The organism is Thalassobacillus sp. CUG 92003 (genome assembly GCF_013618635.1).
In the GTDB taxonomy this organism is placed as follows: Bacteria; Bacillota; Bacilli; order Bacillales; family Halobacillaceae; genus CUG-92003.
The window spans coordinates 31,558-49,894 of sequence record NZ_JABLSJ010000007.1 but is presented as its reverse complement, the minus strand read 5'-3'; the positions used below and the strand labels follow the sequence as shown (position 1 = coordinate 49,894).

The following is an 18,337-nucleotide window of genomic DNA, read 5'->3' as shown; positions in this document are numbered from 1 at the left end:
CACTGATTTCTGTGTGGCAAACACATTCCTTCCATCTTACCCTTCATTATACCAAATCATATTCTTCAATGAATCACCGATATAGTCTATGGTGTTGCCAAGATTATGATAAAATGAAGGTAAATCCATGGGATAGGAGGCTGCCTACTTGAATAAACCGTATATTTATATTACCAGAAAGTTGCCGGAATCTGTCGTTCAACCGTTTAAATCTGAATACGACATCCATATGTGGCCATACAGTGACCAGCCCGTAGATCGTGAGACATTATTGCATGAGGCAGCAAAAGCAGATGCTCTCTTAACGATGCTGACTGACCGCGTGGATGAAGCGTTGCTCAATGCTGCTTCCGAATTGACTATTGTCGCAAACCTTGCAGTCGGTTACGACAATGTGGATGTCGCAAGTGCTAAAGCACGTGGTATACATATAACAAACACGCCTGATGTGTTGACCGATACGACAGCGGATTTGACATTCGCTCTGCTCATGGCGACTGCTCGGAAATTAACGCAGGCTGAGCAATTCATTAAAGACGGAGAGTGGGATAATTGGTCGCCTTTATTGATGGCAGGCACGGACGTTCACCATAAAACATTGGGAATTGTCGGGATGGGACGCATAGGGGAGGCTGTTGCTCAACGCGCTCAAGGTTTTGATATGGAGGTCATCTACCATAACCGTTCCCGCAAAAGTGAAACAGAAGAAAAGCTCGGTGTAACATACTCTTCGTTTGAGTCACTATTGCAGCAGTCGGATTTCGTGGTATGTTTAGCCCCTCTGACATCTGAAACCACCCATTTATTCAATGAGGCCGCATTTCAACAGATGAAACAGGAGGCGATTTTCATAAATACTTCCAGAGGGAAGATTGTCGATGGAGAAGCACTTTATCAAGCTCTCGTCTCAGGAGAAATCAAGGCAGCTGGATTGGATGTGTTTGAGGAGGAACCGATCAATTCAGATCATCCCTTACTCAACCTTGATCAAACGGTATGCTTGCCTCATATCGGCTCTGCCAGTACAGAAACGCGCATAGCGATGATGGAACTGTGCTTAGACAATATAACGCGTGTGCTACAAGGGGAGGATCCCATAACCCCTGTGACGTAATTGGGCAATTTTTTTGAGCGAACGGGTGGGTGAATACCACTCGCTTTCCGCGGACGAACGCCCGAGCCTCCTCGTGAAACCCACACTGCAGGGGATCGGATCGCCTGTTTTCCGCAGGTAGTCTCGCGATATTCACCCACCCGTAACCGAAAAACTATGCTTTCCAATCTCATCCTGCCTAGGTGTAACAAGGAAAAAAAAGACTGTCGAGACTTTCTCGACAGTCTGAATCCGTACACGTACGTGTACGATTGATTTTTGATCAGATTAGATTAAAATACTTGTTCAACTTCGTAAATACCAGGCACTTCTTGTGAAAGTGCACGTTCAATTCCAGCTTTTAATGTGATTGTAGAACTTGGGCAGTTACCGCAAGCTCCCATTAGGCGTAGTCGGACTATACCGTCTTCCACATCCACTAATTCAACATCGCCTCCATCACGAAGTAAAAACGGGCGGAGTTTATTAAGTACTTCTTGAACTTGATCATGCATGCTCAATCTTCCCCTTTCGAAATTAATGTATCTAACATCAATCATTAAATCTATTTTACTTGAATAAGTTCTTGTTTGAACGCATCCGCTAGTGACATAAGTGCAGTGAGAACTATTTTCATTTTATCTTTTTTTCGCTCTTTTGTAAAATGTTAACTAAGAACAGTTTTTTGTGGAGGTGGTTAAGTTGACGATTACATTGACTGTGTACGGGGCGGATAAAATTTGTCCGAGTTGCATCAATTCACCTGGATCCAAAGAAACGTATGAGTGGCTTCAAGCTGCTATTTCTCGAAAATTTGGCGATGGTGGAATAAAGTATGAATACGTGGATATATTTGATCCCCCGAAAGTGCACCACCATCAGGCGTTTGTTGAACGTATATTTAATGAAGACCTTTTTTATCCAGTGGTGCTGGTGGAAGAAGATATTGTCGGCGAAGGCAATCCGCGTCTGAAATCAATTTACAAAGCACTGGAACAAAGAGGCCTTGCCCCTGCTTAATAATATATAGGCTCATCTCATCCCCTGCATTGTTCGCGCCCCCATGTATATGGTATCATTAACGTTTAGCGGGGTATTCATCCAGGTAAAAGAGGTGGATACGAAATGGAGTCAATTGTTGAGTTTTGTGTAAATAATATAATGAACGGTGCCGATGAGGCCATGAAAGAGTTGGATAAAGACCCAGATTTAGATGTTGTAGAGTATGGGTGCTTAAGTAACTGTGGGCTATGCTCGCAAAGTCTATATGCACTGGTTAACGGTGAACGCGTCATTGCTGAAACGCCCAAAGAACTTGTCGATAATATATACCAGCACCTGGAAGAGAACCCCTCGTTTAACGGAATTTAAGGTGTAGAGACGTTTTTAATTGAGGCGTGCCGGTTCAGCCGAATCAATTGTTTGGTTATACAACGAATCATGCGTATACTGAAATCAACGATAACGAAAGGGGAGAGACTGGATGATCATCAACATTACGGAAACGGCCAGTCACCAAATTAAAGAGATGATGAAAGAAGAGGAATCGGAAAGTGTCCGTCTTCGCTTTGGTGTGAAAGGTGGAGGCTGCAGCGGTCTTTCTTATGCAATGGGATTTGAAGAGGACATCAATGAAGAACTTGATGTGACAGAAGAATCAAACGGGATCCCTGTTGTTCTCCATCGTCAGGATGTCCCCATTGTCGAAGGGACAACGATCGATTTTAAACAAAATATGATGGGAGGAGGCTTCACCATCGATAATCCAAATGCGATTGTTTCCTGTGGGTGCGGCTCTTCCTTCAAAACGGCAACGAACGCCGGTACGCCATCAGAGGATTGTTAAAGAATGAACCCAGCTTCGCATAAAATAGCGAGCTGGGTTTTTTGAGGTTTGGGGCTTTTAACAAGTGTCTTTCTTGAATACACAAAATGCCGAACTGATTCCAGCGAATCGTTCGGCATTTTGTGTTTCATTCAATTTGGTCACAGCAGCTTGTCATGATGCAGTAACCGTGTACGCAACGAAAGGAATGCTCCCTATAGCAAAGATTGTCTTACGAAAACATGCTCGTTGAATGCTTGGGCTGGACGCGAGCATCAGGATCAATATACGCTTTGGCATTATTGACGGCTGTTGGACCTTCGCCAAATCCGGTGGCAATCAACTTGACTTTACCGGGATAGGTGCAGATATCACCTGCAGCATAGATGCCCTCAATATTCGTCTCCATTTTCGAATTGACGACAATGCTGTTTTTATCAATCTCAAGCTCCCATTCTTTTATGGGACCAAGAGACGAGATGAACCCATAATTGACAATCAAGTCATCGACATCTACATCTTCACGCACATCACTTTTTTCTTGTTTTAACTTCACCTTCGTAATATGGTCTTCACCCATCAATTCCTCTGGTGTGTAAGGGGTACGAATATTTACTTTGGAATTATGCAATTGCTCGACGCTATGCTCGTGGGCACGGAATTTATCACGTCTGTGCACAAGTGTTACCTGATTCGCAATGGGTTCGAGCATAAGTGCCCAGTCTACTGCCGAATCCCCACCACCGCAAATCATCACGTTTCTATTTGCAAATTTGTTCATATCACTGACATGGTAGTGTAAATTACTATTTTCAAATTTCTCACAGTCACCGACTTTTAATTTTCTTGGTTGAAAAGCTCCGTTACCTGCTGTAATGATGATGGTTTTCGTATAATGAACGTCTTTGTTTGTCGTCAATTTAAAGCTGTCGTCATCGAGGCGTTCCACTTTTTCCACGGCTTCGCCTAAGGCAACGGCAGGATCGAAAGCCATTGCTTGTTCAGTTAGGTCGTCCACCAATTCCTGCGCTCTAACGCGAGGAAAACCTGCAACATCAAATATATATTTCTCAGGATAAAGTGCCGTCAATTGACCACCTAAATGGGGGAGGCTTTCAATTATTTTGACACTTGCCTGTCGCATACCGCCGTAAAATGCTGTAAATAATCCAGTCGGTCCTCCGCCGATAATCGTGATATCATAAACTTTGTTTTCACTCATGATTCTCCCTCTTTTCCTTACTAGAATCAGATGGTTTTTATTTTATCACACATTTCTTTATGTTGTAGAATGAAGGCGTTTCTCACGGTATTATTCTAAAATTACAAAATTTCCGACATATAGATTATGGGTTGAAAATTAAACGGAGAAAGTCTAAGATAAAATAAGAAAATATTTTACGATTTTGTGACAAGAAAACCAAATAACCGACATTCTTTTTTTATGCGGCATTGTGTGAAACGAGTCACAAAGAATAAGGGCTCGTTCAGTATTTATGTAAGACAATACTTTAATGGAAGTGATAATCATGAAGAATCCTAATATTGTTATTCTAGGGGCCGGTTACGGTGGCATCATGACTGCCGTCAACCTGCAAAAAAAATTAGGCGTCAATGATGCAAACATAACGCTTGTGAACAAGCACAGTTACCATTATCAAACGACCTGGCTTCATGAAAATGCTGCTGGAACTCTTCATCATGATCGGACAAGAATCCCGATCAAAGATGTCATCGACACAAGTAAAATCAACTTTGTTCAGGATACCGTCATCTCCATAGATCCGGACGCGAAAAAAGTGAAACTTGAAGATAGTGAACTTGAGTATGATTATCTCGTGATCGGTTTAGGTTTCGAAGCTGAGACGTTTGGTATCGAAGGTTTGAAAGAGAATGCCTTCACGATTCAAAACATCAACAGCGCACGGTTAATCCGCCAGCACATTGAGTATAACTTTGCCAAGTACAATAACGAACGTGACAAGAAACAAGAAAGATTGAACTTGGTAGTTGGAGGTGCAGGTTTTACAGGCATCGAATTTGTCGGTGAACTCGCCAACCGTGTACCCGAACTTTGCAAAGAGTATGATATTCCACGCGAAAATGTAAGAATCATCAACGTTGAAGCGGCACCAACTGCGTTGCCGGGATTTGATCCCGAACTTGTGGAATATGCCATGAACTCGCTGGAAGCCAGAGGGGTTGAATTCAAAATTGGGGCCATGATCAAAGAGGTGACCCCGGATTCGCTCGTGTTTGAAAAAGATGAACAACGCGAAGAAATCGAGACGAATACCGTCGTTTGGGCTGCAGGTATTCGAGGAAACCCCATTGTAGAAAATGCCGGGTTTGAAACCAACCGTGCCCGAGTCAAAGTAAGAGAAGATTTGCGGGTGAATGAGTATGATGACGTATTTGTAGTGGGTGACTGTGCGTTGATCATTAACGAAGAGACAGACCGCCCATTCCCGCCAACAGCTCAAATTGCTATTCAAATGGCTGAGCATACAGCCGAGAATCTCAAGAAGCTTGTGAATGGCGACGATCATTTAGAGGGATTCACGCCTCACATTCAAGGGACCGTCGCATCACTTGGAAATAAAGATGCGATTGGTGTCGTGTTTGATGATAAAAAATTATTTGGCTGGTCTGCAACGGCCATGAAGAAGCTCATCGACAACCGTTACCTTATGAAACTCGGTGGCGTAAGCATGTTGCTTAAGAAGGGGAAACTTAATCCGTTTGGTTAAGAGATGATAGCAAAGGCGCGTTACTGCCTTTGCTTTTTTCATGGATGCATAATAAAATGGACGTTGGTTACATAAGTTGGCGTTAGTCAGAGGGGGAAGATCCTTGGATATTGTTCAAGTTGTTGTCTCTATGCTATTGTTTTTTGTTTTGTTTTTTGGCATATCATTCATCATAAATATGCTGCTTAGAGCAACGTGGGTGATGGCATTCGTCTATCCTATCATTGTATTGTTGATTATTGATGATTTTGCTTTTAGCCGTTATTTCAGTGAACCATCCTGGGCGTTTACGACTGTAGGGGATAAGCTGGTGAACTTAGCTCCTGTCGATATCATTATTTTGCTTGCAGGTTTTGCCGGAACCATCGTCTCTGGCATAGTCATCCGTATTCTCAGAAAGCACGGTTATCAAATGTTTTGAGCATTGGACACAGTTCTTTTAGCTAAGAATTGTGTCTTTTTTTCGTATAATTGAGGTAATTTGTGGACATGATGACATCCAGAGAGGTGTTTATCATGAAAAAGTGGTTAAGTCGAATTACTTTAACATTATTGTTCACGTCTGCTTTGTATGCTACTTATTACAACATTACGAATATTTCTTTTGCAGACTTGAAGTCTTGGTTAAAACAAGAACATGTGACCATTTCGCTTACAAGTGGGGATTTATCAGAACGACCAATCGCTCTTGAGGACAAGTCATTAAAACAAAGACTGCCGAGACAGCACTATATTTCAAGTTCAGAAGTCAAGCAACCGGAAACGTTAGAAGAGACCCTTGATTTATCCCAATATCCAAGTAAGGAAGTCGTTGCCACCGGTTATACCGCCGGATACGAATCCACCGGGAAAACGCCTGAACATCCTCAATACGGCATTACGTTCTCAGGCGTCAAAGTCACGAGAGATTTGTATTCAACCATTGCTGCCGATCCCGAGGTTTACCCGATTGGAAGTGTGCTGTTCATTCCTGGTTACGGTTATGGGGTAGTCGCAGATACGGGTTCAGCCATCCAGGGTCATAAAATAGATTTGTATTATGATACCGTAGAAGATGTATATCAACACTGGGGGAAGAAAACCGTTTCTGTTTATTTAATTGAAGAGGGAGATGGCTCGCTCGAGGAAGAACAATTAGTTCAATTGAATAATAACGAAGCATTACAAGTATTTCGAGATCAAATCAACGGTAATGATGAATAGTGGAATAAGTAAAGAGTCTGAACTTTGCCGTACCTGAGTGGGACGGAGGTTCAGACTCTTTTTCGCATGAGGTATTAATAAACAATGTTGTAAAGCACTAATGTCAGGATGATGCCAGTTGCTCCCCCAAAAAATACTTCAATAGGCTGGTGTCCGAGCAATTCCCTTAGCTCTTCCTGTTTTTGAAACTCTTCTTTTTTACTCCACTCTCTTGCTTCATCAACAAACCTTTGAAAATCGTTCAACAGCGTATTCAAAACAATCGCTTGTTCCCCAGTCTGTCTTCTGACACCAGTGGAATCGAACATGACGATAATCGTAAACACGCAGGCAAGAGCGAATATTGATGTATCGAACCCCTCTTGAATCCCCACGCCTGTAGCCAGGGCCGTAACGGCAGCAGAGTGGCTGCTTGGCATACCGCCGGTACTGAAAGCCAGGCCGGGATTAAAATGGCGCGTTGCGATGAATTGGATGGGGATTTTTACCACCTGGGCGAATATAATCGCCGCTAAAGAAGCCCATAAGGGAAAATTTAATAATAAGTCCATGGAAGTGTGAACATCCTTTCAACTGGTATCTTTTCTTATAGGGAGAAGAAGGTTTCGCATTGATTTTATCCTATTATATCATAGGAACTGTTACGTTCCGGCCTAACAAAACCTCTCTCTAATGGTCTTTTCCCGAATGATACATCAATGAAAACGGGAGCACAAAAAAACCGCTAGCTGCCTGCGCATTTTTACCTTGAATTGGATATGATAGTGAAAAGAGGCGCAGAAAGAGGGGGTTAGTTTGCGTGAACTGCCAAAGGTTGAATTAACGTCAGAATATGCTGGCTCTCTTGTGGTCATCGCTGCTGATGGCTACACAATCAGAGGAAAGCTTGAAGCCGTTTTCGAGGGCCATATCCTGTTGAATGTAGAAGGCATGCTCATGCAAATCAGGAAAGCTGGGATCGTTGGTGTGGGTTTGATGTAATCAAAAACTGGCCACCTATTATATAGATCGCCAGTCTTTCTCTTGCTTATTCCTGAACCGCTGCTTCCAATGCGACGTCAATCATATCGTTAAAGGTCGTCTGTCTTTCTTCAGAGCTCGTTTCTTCGCCTGTCAGGATGTGGTCGCTCACAGTTAAGACAGACAGAGCCCGACAATTATGCTTGGCAGCTAATGTATAGAGAGCCGTGGTCTCCATTTCAACAGCAAGTACGTTGTAGCTCGCTAGTAGGTTGAAGAGATCCATCGCATTGTCACGATAAAAACTATCGCTGGTGAAGACGTTGCCCACACGGAGTTTCAATCCCTTATTTTCTCCTGCATCATGGGCTTTTTTCAATAAGTCAAAGTCTGCAGTGGGTGCAAAATCAATCCCACCGAATACCATGCGATTCATCTGGGAATCAGTGGTGGCTGTTGAAGCCAGGATGACATCCCGTACTTGGACATCTTTTTGCAGCGCTCCGCAGGACCCGACACGGATCAATGTTTTAACATCATAGCTTTCCATCAATTCATTGATGTATATGGAAATGGAAGGTACGCCCATTCCTGTTCCCTGGACGGAAATACGTTCGCCTTTATATGTTCCTGTATAACCATACATGCCGCGGACTTCATTGTAGCATGTCACATCTTCAAGGAAATTCTCTGCGATATACTTAGCTCGCAATGGATCACCGGGAAGCAGAATTTTGTCAGAAATATCACCTTGATTGGCGCCTATATGTACACTCAATTAAATAACCTCCTATAAGTACCGTACGTGTAATAAAATTTACCATAGAAATGATCTTAATACAAAGAGGAGGTACACATACCCATGAAATGCGCGATTGTCTCATTGCAAAATCGGTTAGTCTGGAATAATGTAGAAGTACCAGAAAATTTAGTCATGCGTAATTGTATGAAATGGAAAGGAGACCGGACGTAATGAATATATCTGTATCGCAACTTCCCGGAATTGGACAAAAAATATCGTTGAAAACATCAGAAGACAGCATGCTTGTACTTATTGTGCATCATACGGGTAAGCGCGAGTTGTATTTTTTTGATGATGCTGACAGTGAAGAGGCGGATTTTGCCATGGACCTCACGTCTGACGAAACGAGAGAGCTTGGCGCCCAATTACTTGGAGCCACTTACCAGCCTGTTGATGCAAATAAATTGAAAATGTTTAAAAATCAAATTGTGGTAGATTGGGTGGACTTGAAACAGGCATCGGCGATTGCTAATAAAACCATTGAAGAAGCGGAAATCCGGAATCGCACAGGCGCAACCATCATCGGGATCGTTCAAGAGAACGAATCGATAGCCATTCCCGAAGCTGACACAATGCTGACTCCAGGGGATATTTTGATGTCGATAGGTAAGCAGGATCAAATCGATAGCCTTTCTGACTTATGCAAAGGAGAGGATTGATCATGCATGCATGATTTCCCGTCATTATTAGGCGCAGGCTTAATCTTATTATTTATATTTTATTTAGGTTATTTAAGTCTGAAAATAAAGTTCCCCTCCGTTATCCTTTATATTTTACTCGGGATCGTCATGGCAGACGTGCTCAGTGGAAATGAATTACTGCATTTTGCCAGTGAAATCGGCATTGTCCTGTTATTTTTCTTATTAGGTTTAGAGTTTAACGTAAAACGTCTTGGAGGGGTTGCCAGGAAAATATGGCCCTCAGGCATGCTGGATGTGAGTTTGAATCTTGTTGTCGCCACGCTGATTGCGCTTGCCTTCGGACTGGATGGTTTCAGTGCCTTCCTGATAGGTGGCGTCGCGTATGCGACAAGCTCGTCAATCACAGCTAAGCTATTGGATGATCGAGGACGCATGGCCAACACAGAAACAGAATTTATTCTTGGCTTGCTCATCTTCGAAGACCTCGTTGCGCCTCTTGTAGTAGCCATTTTGATTGGTTTAAGCACGGGAGACAACTTGACGGCCTTCTCTCTCACCATCCTTATCGGGAAAATCGCAGGCATGACGTTAGGTGCTATTGTATTAAGTAAATCATTATTCAAACGGTTTGAAACGTTCCTATTGCGGATTGATGATGAGGATTTTAAAATCGCGTTATTGGTCGGGATTGCCCTAAGCTACGGGGGATTGGCATTGTTATTAGGATTGTCTGAGGTGCTGGGGGCGTTTCTGGCTGGTATGATGTTAGCTGAAATAGGGAAAATCGAACGCGTCGAACAAACAGTACTTCCGATTCGCGATTTGGCACTCCCGACTTTCTTTATTTATTTTGGGACGACCGTCGAACTTGGTGATGGCGTGCCGATGGTTGGTTTGCTTGTCAGCCTGTTGGTTTGGTCTTTGTTTGCTAAAATTCTTGTTGGTGTCGTAGGCGGCCGGTTATACGGATTGTCGAAACGTGTGTCGTTACGAGCAGGGTTGTCCATCTGTTCTCGGGGAGAATTTTCTGTGGTCATGGCCAGTGTCGCCGTGGGTACGGTGAAAGCATTCAGCGGGATTTACATTGTCATCGCAGCCTTTCTTGGCATGCTATTATTTGAACAAGCCCCCCGCATCACCAACAAAATCTACGGCAAACCCGTAAAGAAAAAACAAAACCTCAAAGTCCCAGGAAACTAGCTTGCGTACCGCTTCTGTTTGCGTACCTGGTACAAAATGAGGTTTTTGAAAAGAGCCGGGTGTTTCATTTTAGCTGAAGTATTGGGTTTCGAGGGACTCCAGTTGGCTTAGGGCGTGGCGATTGAAGTCGGTGTCCCTTCGATTGAGTTTTTGCTTCAGTTTGTCTACAGCTTCTTTAAGCGAGGTCTCATACTCGGGGACAGGTTCTTCATACGCGTGTACGGCTTGCTTATCAACGTTCATTTTTTCCTGATAGCTCAACGCTTTGCGTTGGTGGAAAAATACGTTATCCGTTTCTCCGGGGTTATGCAGATCTCCTTGCATGGGGTGTTTAGCCACCGCTTGAACTTGAACGAGGTACATATTTCCTTTATCTTTTATCAATTCCCCGATATATTCCCCTGATTTGTAATGAGCTTTTACAATATCTCCAGGCTTGAATTCAGTCATGTACAGGCCTCCTAAGTATTCTTTAATAAATATTTTAACAAACGTGTCTAGTTTGCCAAACTATAGGTTCAGGATATCCAATTGATGCTTTATTTGCTATAATGGACGATGGGAAGGAAGTGATGCGACATGATGGAATTTCTGTATTTCCCACAGGATAAATCAGAGTATATTCCAGCAGTGATCACGTTAATTATATTTGCCGCTGGAGCTGCTGCTGCGATGTACTTTTTTATTAAGGCTTCACGTAAAGAGGAACAAAAAACGGATGAACATTATGCTGAAAATCATTATTCCAGCACGGACTACCATAAATGAAATCCTGCTTACCTGTGAAGGGAGCAGGATTTTTTATGCAGGGAGAAGAAGCGCCACTTTAGTTGGTAACGTACGACCAGGGCATTAACTTCGATATTTACCTATCCTTTTTCGGATGGCGCGTAATAATTAACGATTCTTATGGTGAAACTAATTTCATTACAAGGCTAAAGGAAGTCGTGATATGAGATTATTGAAATATAAAGTCGTTATAGTATGCATCATTGTGTTATCAGGGTGCCAATCGCCAAGTCGTTCCCCTCTGGATGTCGGCATGTATAACCCGGACGGCGATATGATTGGTACAGCCACGTTTAAAGAAGCATCAGGGGGTGTTGAAATAGCATTGAGTGCAGAAGGTATGGATACGGGATTTCATGCCGTTCATATTCATGAGTATCCGAAATGCGAAGGTCCGGATTTCAAGAGTGCCGGGAACCATTTGAACCCCACTGGAAAAGAGCATGGCCTATTAATTACTGACGGGCCACATTTGGGTGATTTGCCCAATGTAGAAGCGGGCTATGACGGACTCATCAATGCTGAACTGTTATTAACTGAGGCGACATTGAAGGATGGCCAAAAGTCACTCCTCAAAGATGAGGGTACATCTATTATCATAAATCAGGATGCCGATGATGGCATGTCCCAGCCTGCTGGTGATTCCGGTGATCGGATAGCTTGTGGAGTCATTCAATTGCAGCAAGAAAAAGATAAGGCGACTGATCCTACGGAACCTGAAAAGAAAGAAGAAGAACAATCTTAGACTTATTTGTATTTAGAAGGGATAGGGACACTAAGTTCAAAAATGAGCCAGGGACATATACGAGCGGAGATCCTGGAGGAAGCGTAATGTCTTCCTTTAGCGGTCATGCTATGGTCCCCCAAAAACACAAAAATGCCGAACCTTCAGCTCGGCATTTTTGTGTTTTATTCAGTATTGTGCCAGCCTCATCACGAGGGCTGTTTACCAATTAGGGAAAGCTTTTTTATTGTGAAGAATAGGTGGTATTGATGGCTGTGATAATGCGATCGAGTCCTTCTTCCAAGGTGGCAAAAGGAGCTGCGATATTCAAACGCATAAATCCTTCTCCTTCATCTCCAAAGGACGTGCCGTCATTCAACCCGACTTTTGCATCTTCCCGCATAAAGCGTCTCAGCTCGTTTTGCGAAAGGTTCAGACTGCGGCAATCAAGCCAAAGTAAGTACGTTCCTTCGGGCTCCACGACTCGTATATGGGAAGTTTCTTGATGCAAACGCTTGATAACGTAAGACTTATGCTCGTCCAACGTTTCAATTAACTTTTCCAACCATTCTTCTCCGTCCTGATAAGCGGCTTCTAAGGCTGTGATGCCTAACGTATTCAACATGTATAAACCTTGTTGGTTGAATTGATCTTTAATTGTTTTGCGTGTCTCTTCATTGGCAATCACAAGATAAGAAGCCTGGAGACCGGCAAGATTAAATGTTTTAGTCGGAGATAAAGTCGTAATGGTTGCTTGATTCAGGTCTTCAGACAATTTCGCGATGGGGACATGGGCATGACCTGGGAAGATAAGATCGGCATGAATCTCATCTGACACAATCTGTACGTTGTGTCTCAGGCAAATGTCACCCATCTGTTTGAGTTCATGTTCTTTCCATACTCTTCCGACTGGATTATGCGGATTGCACAAAATGAACATTTTAACGTTGTTCTGCTTTATTTTCGCTTCAAAATCCTCAAAATCAATAGCATAGTGTCCGTTTTCAAAGCTTAATGGGTTACTGACCAGATGACGGTCGTGCGCTTTGATCACACTGTAAAACGGAGGATATACCGGCGTTTGAATCATGATGGAATCCTCAGGTTCAGTTAAAGATTGAATAATCATGTGAATGCTTGGAATGACACCAGGACTATAACTCAGCCAGTCTTTTTCGATGTTCCAACCATGACGCTTGGCCAGCCAGTGTTGGATGACATCACCGATTTTTTCATCCGTCATAGTGTAGCCGAAGATTCCGTGATCGACGCGCTCGGATAGTGCGTTCAATACCGGTTCAGGCGCTTTGAAGTCCATATCTGCTACCCACATAGGCAGGACTTCTTTATCTTTAAAAAGTTGCTCGGTCATATCCCATTTCACGGACCGGGTGCCGGTTCGATCAGTTACTTCACGAAAGTTACGCATCCATTTTCCCTCCTGCTTTTGAATCATGCTACATTCTATATTACTGAAGTTGGTTTCAAAAGAAAAACAAACTGTTCAACAATAAAAAAAAGCAAAGCGGAAAACCGCCTTGCTCACACAGGGGGAATACGAGAAAGTCTTACGTTATTATGTATATCCGCTTGGTGGTGAAGTTAAACCAAAAATTTCAGAAAAAAATAAATAATCCGACTTTTTTATTTCGGTCAAATTAAGAAACTCGAATAATAAGATTTTTGATAAGCGTATCATTTTATGATAAAATTAATAATTGCGTGAAAAGAAGCGAATATAATTTATATCAGGAGTTGTATAGCATGTCAGAGAAGTTTCAAGAAGGTCAAGTGTTAGATGGTAAAGTAACTGGAATTCAGCCGTACGGGGCATTCGTAGCCTTAGATGATAAGGTACAGGGATTAGTTCACATTTCAGAGGTGACTCATGGCTTCGTAAAGGATATCAATGAGCATTTATCTGAAGGTGATGAGGTAACGGTCAAAATCTTGAATATTGATGAAAATAAGAACAAGTACTCCCTCTCCATACGCGCTACACAGGAAGAACCGAAGAAGCAGCAACGTCGTCCTCAAAAGCAAGCACCGCAACAAGAAGATTCTACAGCTGGCTTTAATTCACTAAAAGATAAGCTTGAAGATTGGCTTAAACAATCCGACGACCGCGACAAGTATCGTAAATAGTGCCTGTAAAATAGTTTGAGGCAAGGCTTTATGTTAAAAGCCTTGCCTCAATTTTGTTACTTGGTTGGTTCTTCGACTCTCTGGTCAGCCATTTCTTCTTCGGACATGAACAGTGAGATCGCGACTAAACCACTGATACCTACCAGTGTATAAATGACACGTGCAAACGCGCCACTTTGTTCTCCGCCGCCAAATAGTCCAGCGACTAGGTCATATTGGAACAACCCAATTAATCCCCAGTTAATAGCTCCAATAATAACTAAGATCAATGCGATTTTTTGAATCGTATTCATTTTGCATGCCTCCTATTAACGTTTGATTCATTGATAGCATGAGCTAGCTTAAAAAATTTTATACATGGATATTTTTTGTCGCGTCGAGCATTCGAAGTGACTTAATTTATGGTTTGGAGAGTAAAATCATGTTGATCTCAGATTTCACGGTTCAGAGGGAATGATTGCTTGAATTGTTTTCAGCGTTCCGATATGGTGAAAATGATTGATATTATATAAAAAAATGGAGGGAACCATTTTGACACATGTTAGCTTTGATTATCAGAAAGCATTGAACTTTATGGATGAACACGAATTGGAATATATGGACGAAATGGTTCAGCTTGCACACCGGAGCCTGCACGAAAAAAAGGGAGCAGGAGCTGAATTTTTAGGCTGGGTGGACCTGCCCACAAACTATGACCAAGAGGAATTTGAACGGATCAAACGTGCCGCTGAAAAAATCAAATCAGACTCGGATGTTCTGCTTGTGATCGGCATAGGCGGATCGTACTTAGGTGCACGGGCAGCGGTTGATATGCTCAACCATAGCTTCCACAACGAATTAACATCAGACAAGCGGGAAGGCCCGCAAGTGTTTTTTGTGGGAAACAGCTTGAGCGCCCCCTATTTGAATGAATTATTTGATGTGCTTGAAAACAAAGACGTTTCCGTCAACGTCATCTCCAAAAGCGGTACGACAACAGAGCCGGCGATTGCGTTCCGTCTCCTGAAAAACTTCATGGAAGAAAAATATGGACGTGAAGAAGCCAACGAACGTATTTATGCTACCACTGATCAACAAAAGGGAGCTCTCAAAACGTTAGCCACTGAAGAGGGATACGAATCGTTCGTCGTGCCGAATGATGTAGGTGGACGTTATTCAGTTTTGACGGCAGTCGGGTTGTTGCCTATAGCTGCGAGCGGAATTGACATTGATGCGATGATGAACGGCGCTCATGCTGCACAAACCGACTTGGCTACGCCGCATTTAAGTGAAAACCCAGCCTATCAATATGCTGCTGTCCGTAATGTGCTTTACAATAAAGGGAAATCAATCGAAATGATCATCAATTATGAACCTTCATTACAATACTTTGGTGAATGGTGGAAGCAATTGTTCGGGGAGAGTGAAGGAAAGGATGAAAAAGGTATTTTTCCTGCTTCAGCGAATTTTTCCACGGATCTTCATTCCTTAGGACAATATGTACAAGATGGACGAAAACAATTATTTGAAACGGTTCTCAAAGTAAAAGAGCCAAGTTCAGATATAACGATTGAAGCGAATGAACAGGACATGGATGGACTCAATTACCTTGCTGGTAAAACTGTTGATGAAGTCAATCACAAGGCATTTGAAGGCACATTGCTTGCCCATACCGATGGAGACGTTCCGAATTTGATCATCAACATGCCGAAACGAGATGCCTATACATTTGGGTATTTGGTCTATTTCTTTGAAAAAGCCTGCGCAATCAGCGGCTATTTATTAGGCGTCAATCCATTTGATCAGCCTGGCGTGGAGGCTTATAAGAAGAACATGTTTGCGTTATTAGGTAAACCAGGTTTTGAAGCTGAAAAAGCTGAACTCGAAAATCGATTATCATAATATGTGGTGGCGGTGTTCTCCTCGTGACGAGGTGAACCCGCCGTTTTTTTGCCGCAGGGATTTCATAATTTTATCTCTTCCTGCAAAAGCTAACGAGAAAAAGGAGGAAAAATTATGATTCCATTAGAATCGCAATTAACAGGTGAGACTTTCTCATTTAATGAAATAGAGCAACAGCTTGCTCCATTAGGGTTCATCTTAGCAAGCAACTGGGATTATGACCACGGCTATTTGGACTATCAGCTCGCTGATCATGTAGGATATCAAACGCTTCGCCTCCCTTTCTCCGTTCGCGAAGGGTTCTTAGATGACCGTGAAGGACCTTCCCTTGTTGAAATGGGGGAGCCGTTTCTTTTATCCCATAAATACCAACCTGGATTAGACGATAATGTGAAAAGCGGCAATCTTAAAGCGGCTTTTAATCAATTCTCAGAACCTGTAGACAAAGATGCTTCCTTTCCGGAAGAATATATCCCCATCGGTCAGGACGCTTTGCAAAAAGCGGAACAGGTTTTGTTAGCGAAGCGGGGATAAAAAAATCAACGTGTCGTTGCTTTGAAAAAATTGTTGGGGGGTCAGATCCATATGAAGCTTCCCATCCCGTTTATAGCCGATGAGTTGGCGATTTTCTTCCAAATATAAATGCAGTCCGTCTGTAACGGGTTTTCCCTTAAGTTCTTTCGGCAGCTGTTCTTCAAGAAATTTACGTTCTGTCAGGATGTCCAGGAGCAACTGAAAAGGTTGAGCCGGTTCACTACGATATAATTCATGATAGAAAAGACTGCTCATGAAATCATTTGAACGCAGTACGGTTTTAGCCCCAGCGCGCAATGCGTTGATGCGCTGATTTTCGGTCAAGATTTCTGCTATAATCGTCAAATTTGCGTTGTATCCGATTAGAGCGACGATACTGTGAATAATAAATTGATCCGATTGCTTTTCTTTCCGTGAGGGGTCTGCGGTCACCATCGCACTGCGAGCAAGTTTGACATTTGCTTTATCCATCACTTTATCTTCTGTGATATCCCCTTTTATGAAATGGACATGCGAGTGCCGGTAATCAAGTTTGTCCATGGTATGATCGACCAACACAATTTGGTCAGATGGAAAGTGTTCACGAATAATTTGGATAAGCTGTCGCGTTCGTTCATTCCAGCCTACCAGAATAATATGGTCTTTGCCCTTGAACTCTACCTTACCTTTGGAAAGGTCTTGCTCGTGCGTTAAAGTGCTTGCTGAAATCGTCGCCATGTAAAAGGTGACCAAACCTCCTCCAGCTAAAATTAGCATAATGGCGACAATTTTTCCCGTGGTGCTCAAAGGAACGTAATCCCCATATCCTACAGTGGCACCCGTGACGAAGGCCCACCATATCCCGTCGAATAGGGTTGGGAAATTGACTGGTTCCAGTATATGGATGATGATTCCGAATGTGATCATGAAAAGGATGACAGTAAGCAAAAGCCTGAGAAATATAGGAAGATGAAAATAATAACGTAGGAATAGCTGCATCTGTTTAATGGACTCCTTTTTTTACCAGTATGTCCAAAGGGTGCGCCTTTAAAAAGTCTCCAGCAAAAATCCTTGATACAGCCAGATAAGGTGTGCCTAACGAGGGAAGGTAGAATGTGTATAACAAAAACGCTTTGATCGTGATCAAAGCGTTTTTGTACTAGAACTTGTTGTCCTTCTTCCTGTTACTTAGGTTGAAGTGTCTGTTTTAGATCGTCGTAAACGTTATACCAGAAATCCTGATTATCACGGAAAGCCTTTGTGATGAATTGCAGCATCTCGTTTCGTTTTTCTTTAAAATTATCATCGTCATCCGAAGGGAGCTTCGACATAGCGTCATCGATGAAAGCCTGGGGTTCAGGCGCACGAGGTCCCCAGTTGGTAATTTCATTTCCATCGACATCAAGAAAAATGAACTTAGGAATGGATCGGGATGTCCCGTTCGTTAAATACTGATCCATCAAATCTTCATTTTCATCTCTAAGCAGCATATGAACATTCATATGGCCGGTTTCAGCAAGTCTCAGCAGAATCGGAATATTGAGCATAGCATCCCCGCACCAATCTTCTGTTAACACGATTACGCGCAAATTCCGTTGTTGCAGTCGCTCAAAAAATGGTTGATCCTCTGAGGGGAGTTGGAAATGCTCGTATATATAGACTAAATCCTGTTGGTGGGTCTCCATCGAATCAATGTATTCTTGTGGAGTCAATCCTTTAATAAAATAGTCTTCAAGCTTCATACTTAAACCTCCTAAATGTCACATACTAGAGGTGATTCCCGAAACAGCGATGGATTAAGCATATTGTCA

Annotated in this window: 24 protein-coding genes; 15 read left to right on the top strand and 9 right to left on the bottom strand. The window is 42.7% G+C overall.

Going from position 1 to position 18,337, the window contains the following annotated elements; translation table 11 throughout:
• Positions 1 to 148: 148 nt before the first annotated feature.
• A complete protein-coding gene (locus HOP45_RS11980) occupies positions 149 to 1,114 on the top strand; it encodes a 2-hydroxyacid dehydrogenase (RefSeq protein WP_181349528.1) in 966 nt (321 codons plus the stop codon).
• Between the two features lie 272 nt (positions 1,115 to 1,386).
• On the opposite strand, the gene HOP45_RS11975 is transcribed toward HOP45_RS11980, so the two are convergent.
• Positions 1,387 to 1,608, bottom strand: coding sequence for a NifU family protein (locus HOP45_RS11975; protein WP_181349527.1), 222 nt, complete (start codon positions 1,606 to 1,608; stop codon positions 1,387 to 1,389).
• A gap of 178 nt (positions 1,609 to 1,786) precedes the next feature.
• Between HOP45_RS11975 and HOP45_RS11970 the strand changes: the two genes are divergently transcribed.
• From HOP45_RS11970 to HOP45_RS11960, 3 genes are all read left to right on the top strand, one after another.
• Positions 1,787 to 2,113: a YuzD family protein gene (locus tag HOP45_RS11970; RefSeq protein ID WP_181349690.1), complete on the top strand. Its 327-nt coding sequence runs from the start codon at positions 1,787 to 1,789 to the stop codon at positions 2,111 to 2,113.
• A gap of 105 nt (positions 2,114 to 2,218) precedes the next feature.
• Complete coding sequence (locus HOP45_RS11965; protein ID WP_181349526.1) at positions 2,219 to 2,464, top strand: YuzB family protein; 246 nt, start codon at positions 2,219 to 2,221, stop codon at positions 2,462 to 2,464.
• A 112-nt stretch (positions 2,465 to 2,576) separates the two neighbouring features.
• Positions 2,577 to 2,939: a HesB/IscA family protein gene (locus HOP45_RS11960; RefSeq protein WP_181349525.1), complete on the top strand. Its 363-nt coding sequence runs from the start codon at positions 2,577 to 2,579 to the stop codon at positions 2,937 to 2,939.
• Positions 2,940 to 3,150: 211 nt separating this feature from the next.
• Here the strand turns inward: HOP45_RS11960 and HOP45_RS11955 are convergent, their stop codons facing one another.
• Positions 3,151 to 4,140 (bottom strand): NAD(P)/FAD-dependent oxidoreductase, encoded by a 990-nt coding sequence (locus HOP45_RS11955; RefSeq protein WP_219914597.1) that lies wholly within the window; start codon positions 4,138 to 4,140, stop codon positions 3,151 to 3,153.
• Positions 4,141 to 4,447: 307 nt separating this feature from the next.
• Here HOP45_RS11955 and HOP45_RS11950 point away from each other — a divergent pair, with 307 nt between their 5' ends.
• The 3 genes from HOP45_RS11950 (at position 4,448) to HOP45_RS11940 (ending at position 6,871) form a co-directional block, all read left to right on the top strand.
• Positions 4,448 to 5,668: an NAD(P)/FAD-dependent oxidoreductase gene (locus tag HOP45_RS11950; RefSeq protein WP_181349524.1), complete on the top strand. Its 1,221-nt coding sequence runs from the start codon at positions 4,448 to 4,450 to the stop codon at positions 5,666 to 5,668.
• A 109-nt stretch (positions 5,669 to 5,777) separates the two neighbouring features.
• Positions 5,778 to 6,089 (top strand): YuiB family protein, encoded by a 312-nt coding sequence (locus tag HOP45_RS11945; RefSeq protein WP_370458021.1) that lies wholly within the window; start codon positions 5,778 to 5,780, stop codon positions 6,087 to 6,089.
• 95 nt (positions 6,090 to 6,184) lie between these two features.
• Positions 6,185 to 6,871, top strand: coding sequence for a 3D domain-containing protein (locus HOP45_RS11940; protein ID WP_255437625.1), 687 nt, complete (start codon positions 6,185 to 6,187; stop codon positions 6,869 to 6,871).
• A gap of 74 nt (positions 6,872 to 6,945) precedes the next feature.
• Here HOP45_RS11940 and HOP45_RS11935 read toward each other — a convergent pair whose 3' ends face one another.
• Positions 6,946 to 7,422, bottom strand: coding sequence for a divergent PAP2 family protein (locus tag HOP45_RS11935; RefSeq protein WP_181349523.1), 477 nt, complete (start codon positions 7,420 to 7,422; stop codon positions 6,946 to 6,948).
• Positions 7,423 to 7,666: 244 nt separating this feature from the next.
• Here HOP45_RS11935 and HOP45_RS11930 point away from each other — a divergent pair, with 244 nt between their 5' ends.
• The gene (locus HOP45_RS11930) at positions 7,667 to 7,852 is read left to right on the top strand and encodes a hypothetical protein (protein WP_181349522.1); all 186 of its coding nucleotides are present in this window, start codon (positions 7,667 to 7,669) and stop codon (positions 7,850 to 7,852) included.
• A gap of 46 nt (positions 7,853 to 7,898) precedes the next feature.
• Here the strand turns inward: HOP45_RS11930 and deoD are convergent, their stop codons facing one another.
• Positions 7,899 to 8,609, bottom strand: coding sequence for a purine-nucleoside phosphorylase (gene deoD, locus HOP45_RS11925; protein ID WP_181349521.1), 711 nt, complete (start codon positions 8,607 to 8,609; stop codon positions 7,899 to 7,901).
• Positions 8,610 to 8,803: 194 nt separating this feature from the next.
• Here deoD and HOP45_RS11920 point away from each other — a divergent pair, with 194 nt between their 5' ends.
• Both HOP45_RS11920 and HOP45_RS11915 read left to right on the top strand, forming a co-directional pair.
• Positions 8,804 to 9,292, top strand: coding sequence for a cation:proton antiporter regulatory subunit (locus tag HOP45_RS11920; protein WP_181349520.1), 489 nt, complete (start codon positions 8,804 to 8,806; stop codon positions 9,290 to 9,292).
• A 6-nt stretch (positions 9,293 to 9,298) separates the two neighbouring features.
• Positions 9,299 to 10,474, top strand: coding sequence for a cation:proton antiporter (locus HOP45_RS11915; RefSeq protein WP_181349519.1), 1,176 nt, complete (start codon positions 9,299 to 9,301; stop codon positions 10,472 to 10,474).
• Positions 10,475 to 10,543: 69 nt separating this feature from the next.
• Here the strand turns inward: HOP45_RS11915 and kapB are convergent, their stop codons facing one another.
• Positions 10,544 to 10,924 carry a kinase-associated lipoprotein KapB gene (gene kapB / locus HOP45_RS11910; protein WP_181349518.1) on the bottom strand — a complete coding sequence of 127 codons (381 nt, stop codon included), beginning with the start codon at positions 10,922 to 10,924 and terminating at the stop codon, positions 10,544 to 10,546.
• 129 nt (positions 10,925 to 11,053) lie between these two features.
• Here kapB and HOP45_RS11905 point away from each other — a divergent pair, with 129 nt between their 5' ends.
• Both HOP45_RS11905 and HOP45_RS11900 read left to right on the top strand, forming a co-directional pair.
• On the top strand, positions 11,054 to 11,242 hold the full coding sequence (locus tag HOP45_RS11905; protein ID WP_181349517.1) for a hypothetical protein: 189 nt from the start codon (positions 11,054 to 11,056) through the stop codon (positions 11,240 to 11,242).
• A gap of 184 nt (positions 11,243 to 11,426) precedes the next feature.
• On the top strand, positions 11,427 to 12,008 hold the full coding sequence (locus HOP45_RS11900) for a superoxide dismutase family protein (protein WP_181349516.1): 582 nt from the start codon (positions 11,427 to 11,429) through the stop codon (positions 12,006 to 12,008).
• Between the two features lie 223 nt (positions 12,009 to 12,231).
• On the opposite strand, the gene HOP45_RS11895 is transcribed toward HOP45_RS11900, so the two are convergent.
• Positions 12,232 to 13,416 carry a MalY/PatB family protein gene (locus HOP45_RS11895; protein ID WP_181349515.1) on the bottom strand — a complete coding sequence of 395 codons (1,185 nt, stop codon included), beginning with the start codon at positions 13,414 to 13,416 and terminating at the stop codon, positions 12,232 to 12,234.
• Positions 13,417 to 13,751: 335 nt separating this feature from the next.
• Between HOP45_RS11895 and yugI the strand changes: the two genes are divergently transcribed.
• On the top strand, positions 13,752 to 14,132 hold the full coding sequence (yugI, locus tag HOP45_RS11890; protein ID WP_181349514.1) for a S1 domain-containing post-transcriptional regulator GSP13: 381 nt from the start codon (positions 13,752 to 13,754) through the stop codon (positions 14,130 to 14,132).
• A 56-nt stretch (positions 14,133 to 14,188) separates the two neighbouring features.
• On the opposite strand, the gene HOP45_RS11885 is transcribed toward yugI, so the two are convergent.
• Positions 14,189 to 14,425, bottom strand: coding sequence for a DUF378 domain-containing protein (locus HOP45_RS11885; protein WP_181349513.1), 237 nt, complete (start codon positions 14,423 to 14,425; stop codon positions 14,189 to 14,191).
• A gap of 238 nt (positions 14,426 to 14,663) precedes the next feature.
• Here HOP45_RS11885 and HOP45_RS11880 point away from each other — a divergent pair, with 238 nt between their 5' ends.
• Both HOP45_RS11880 and HOP45_RS11875 read left to right on the top strand, forming a co-directional pair.
• Entirely contained in the window at positions 14,664 to 16,013 is a 1,350-nt protein-coding gene (locus HOP45_RS11880; RefSeq protein ID WP_181349512.1) for a glucose-6-phosphate isomerase, read from the top strand.
• Positions 16,014 to 16,127: 114 nt separating this feature from the next.
• Entirely contained in the window at positions 16,128 to 16,547 is a 420-nt protein-coding gene (locus HOP45_RS11875) for a YugN-like family protein (RefSeq protein ID WP_181349511.1), read from the top strand.
• Here the strand turns inward: HOP45_RS11875 and HOP45_RS11870 are convergent.
• Both HOP45_RS11870 and HOP45_RS11865 read right to left on the bottom strand, forming a co-directional pair.
• Complete coding sequence (locus HOP45_RS11870) at positions 16,530 to 17,525, bottom strand: potassium channel family protein (protein ID WP_181349510.1); 996 nt, start codon at positions 17,523 to 17,525, stop codon at positions 16,530 to 16,532. The genes HOP45_RS11875 and HOP45_RS11870 overlap by 18 nt on opposite strands.
• A gap of 185 nt (positions 17,526 to 17,710) precedes the next feature.
• Complete coding sequence (locus HOP45_RS11865; protein WP_181349509.1) at positions 17,711 to 18,268, bottom strand: thioredoxin family protein; 558 nt, start codon at positions 18,266 to 18,268, stop codon at positions 17,711 to 17,713.
• Positions 18,269 to 18,337 lie beyond the last annotated feature (69 nt).

Bases quoted from the DNA above. Each gene is read 5' to 3' on its own strand.
- HOP45_RS11975 (WP_181349527.1), bottom strand. From the start codon at position 1,608: ATGCATGATCAAGTTCAAGAAGTACTTAATAAACTCCGCCCGTTTTTA.
- HOP45_RS11965 (WP_181349526.1), top strand. From the start codon at position 2,219: ATGGAGTCAATTGTTGAGTTTTGTGTAAATAATATAATGAACGGTGCC.
- HOP45_RS11960 (WP_181349525.1), top strand. From the start codon at position 2,577: ATGATCATCAACATTACGGAAACGGCCAGTCACCAAATTAAAGAGATG.
- HOP45_RS11955 (WP_219914597.1), bottom strand. From the start codon at position 4,140: ATGAGTGAAAACAAAGTTTATGATATCACGATTATCGGCGGAGGACCG.
- HOP45_RS11950 (WP_181349524.1), top strand. From the start codon at position 4,448: ATGAAGAATCCTAATATTGTTATTCTAGGGGCCGGTTACGGTGGCATC.
- HOP45_RS11940 (WP_255437625.1), top strand. From the start codon at position 6,185: ATGAAAAAGTGGTTAAGTCGAATTACTTTAACATTATTGTTCACGTCT.
- HOP45_RS11935 (WP_181349523.1), bottom strand. From the start codon at position 7,422: ATGGACTTATTATTAAATTTTCCCTTATGGGCTTCTTTAGCGGCGATT.
- HOP45_RS11920 (WP_181349520.1), top strand. From the start codon at position 8,804: ATGAATATATCTGTATCGCAACTTCCCGGAATTGGACAAAAAATATCG.
- HOP45_RS11915 (WP_181349519.1), top strand. From the start codon at position 9,299: ATGCATGATTTCCCGTCATTATTAGGCGCAGGCTTAATCTTATTATTT.
- kapB (WP_181349518.1), bottom strand. From the start codon at position 10,924: ATGACTGAATTCAAGCCTGGAGATATTGTAAAAGCTCATTACAAATCA.
- HOP45_RS11905 (WP_181349517.1), top strand. From the start codon at position 11,054: ATGATGGAATTTCTGTATTTCCCACAGGATAAATCAGAGTATATTCCA.
- HOP45_RS11900 (WP_181349516.1), top strand. From the start codon at position 11,427: ATGAGATTATTGAAATATAAAGTCGTTATAGTATGCATCATTGTGTTA.
- HOP45_RS11895 (WP_181349515.1), bottom strand. From the start codon at position 13,416: ATGCGTAACTTTCGTGAAGTAACTGATCGAACCGGCACCCGGTCCGTG.
- yugI (WP_181349514.1), top strand. From the start codon at position 13,752: ATGTCAGAGAAGTTTCAAGAAGGTCAAGTGTTAGATGGTAAAGTAACT.
- HOP45_RS11885 (WP_181349513.1), bottom strand. From the start codon at position 14,425: ATGAATACGATTCAAAAAATCGCATTGATCTTAGTTATTATTGGAGCT.
- HOP45_RS11875 (WP_181349511.1), top strand. From the start codon at position 16,128: ATGATTCCATTAGAATCGCAATTAACAGGTGAGACTTTCTCATTTAAT.
- HOP45_RS11870 (WP_181349510.1), bottom strand. From the start codon at position 17,525: ATGCAGCTATTCCTACGTTATTATTTTCATCTTCCTATATTTCTCAGG.
- HOP45_RS11865 (WP_181349509.1), bottom strand. From the start codon at position 18,268: ATGAAGCTTGAAGACTATTTTATTAAAGGATTGACTCCACAAGAATAC.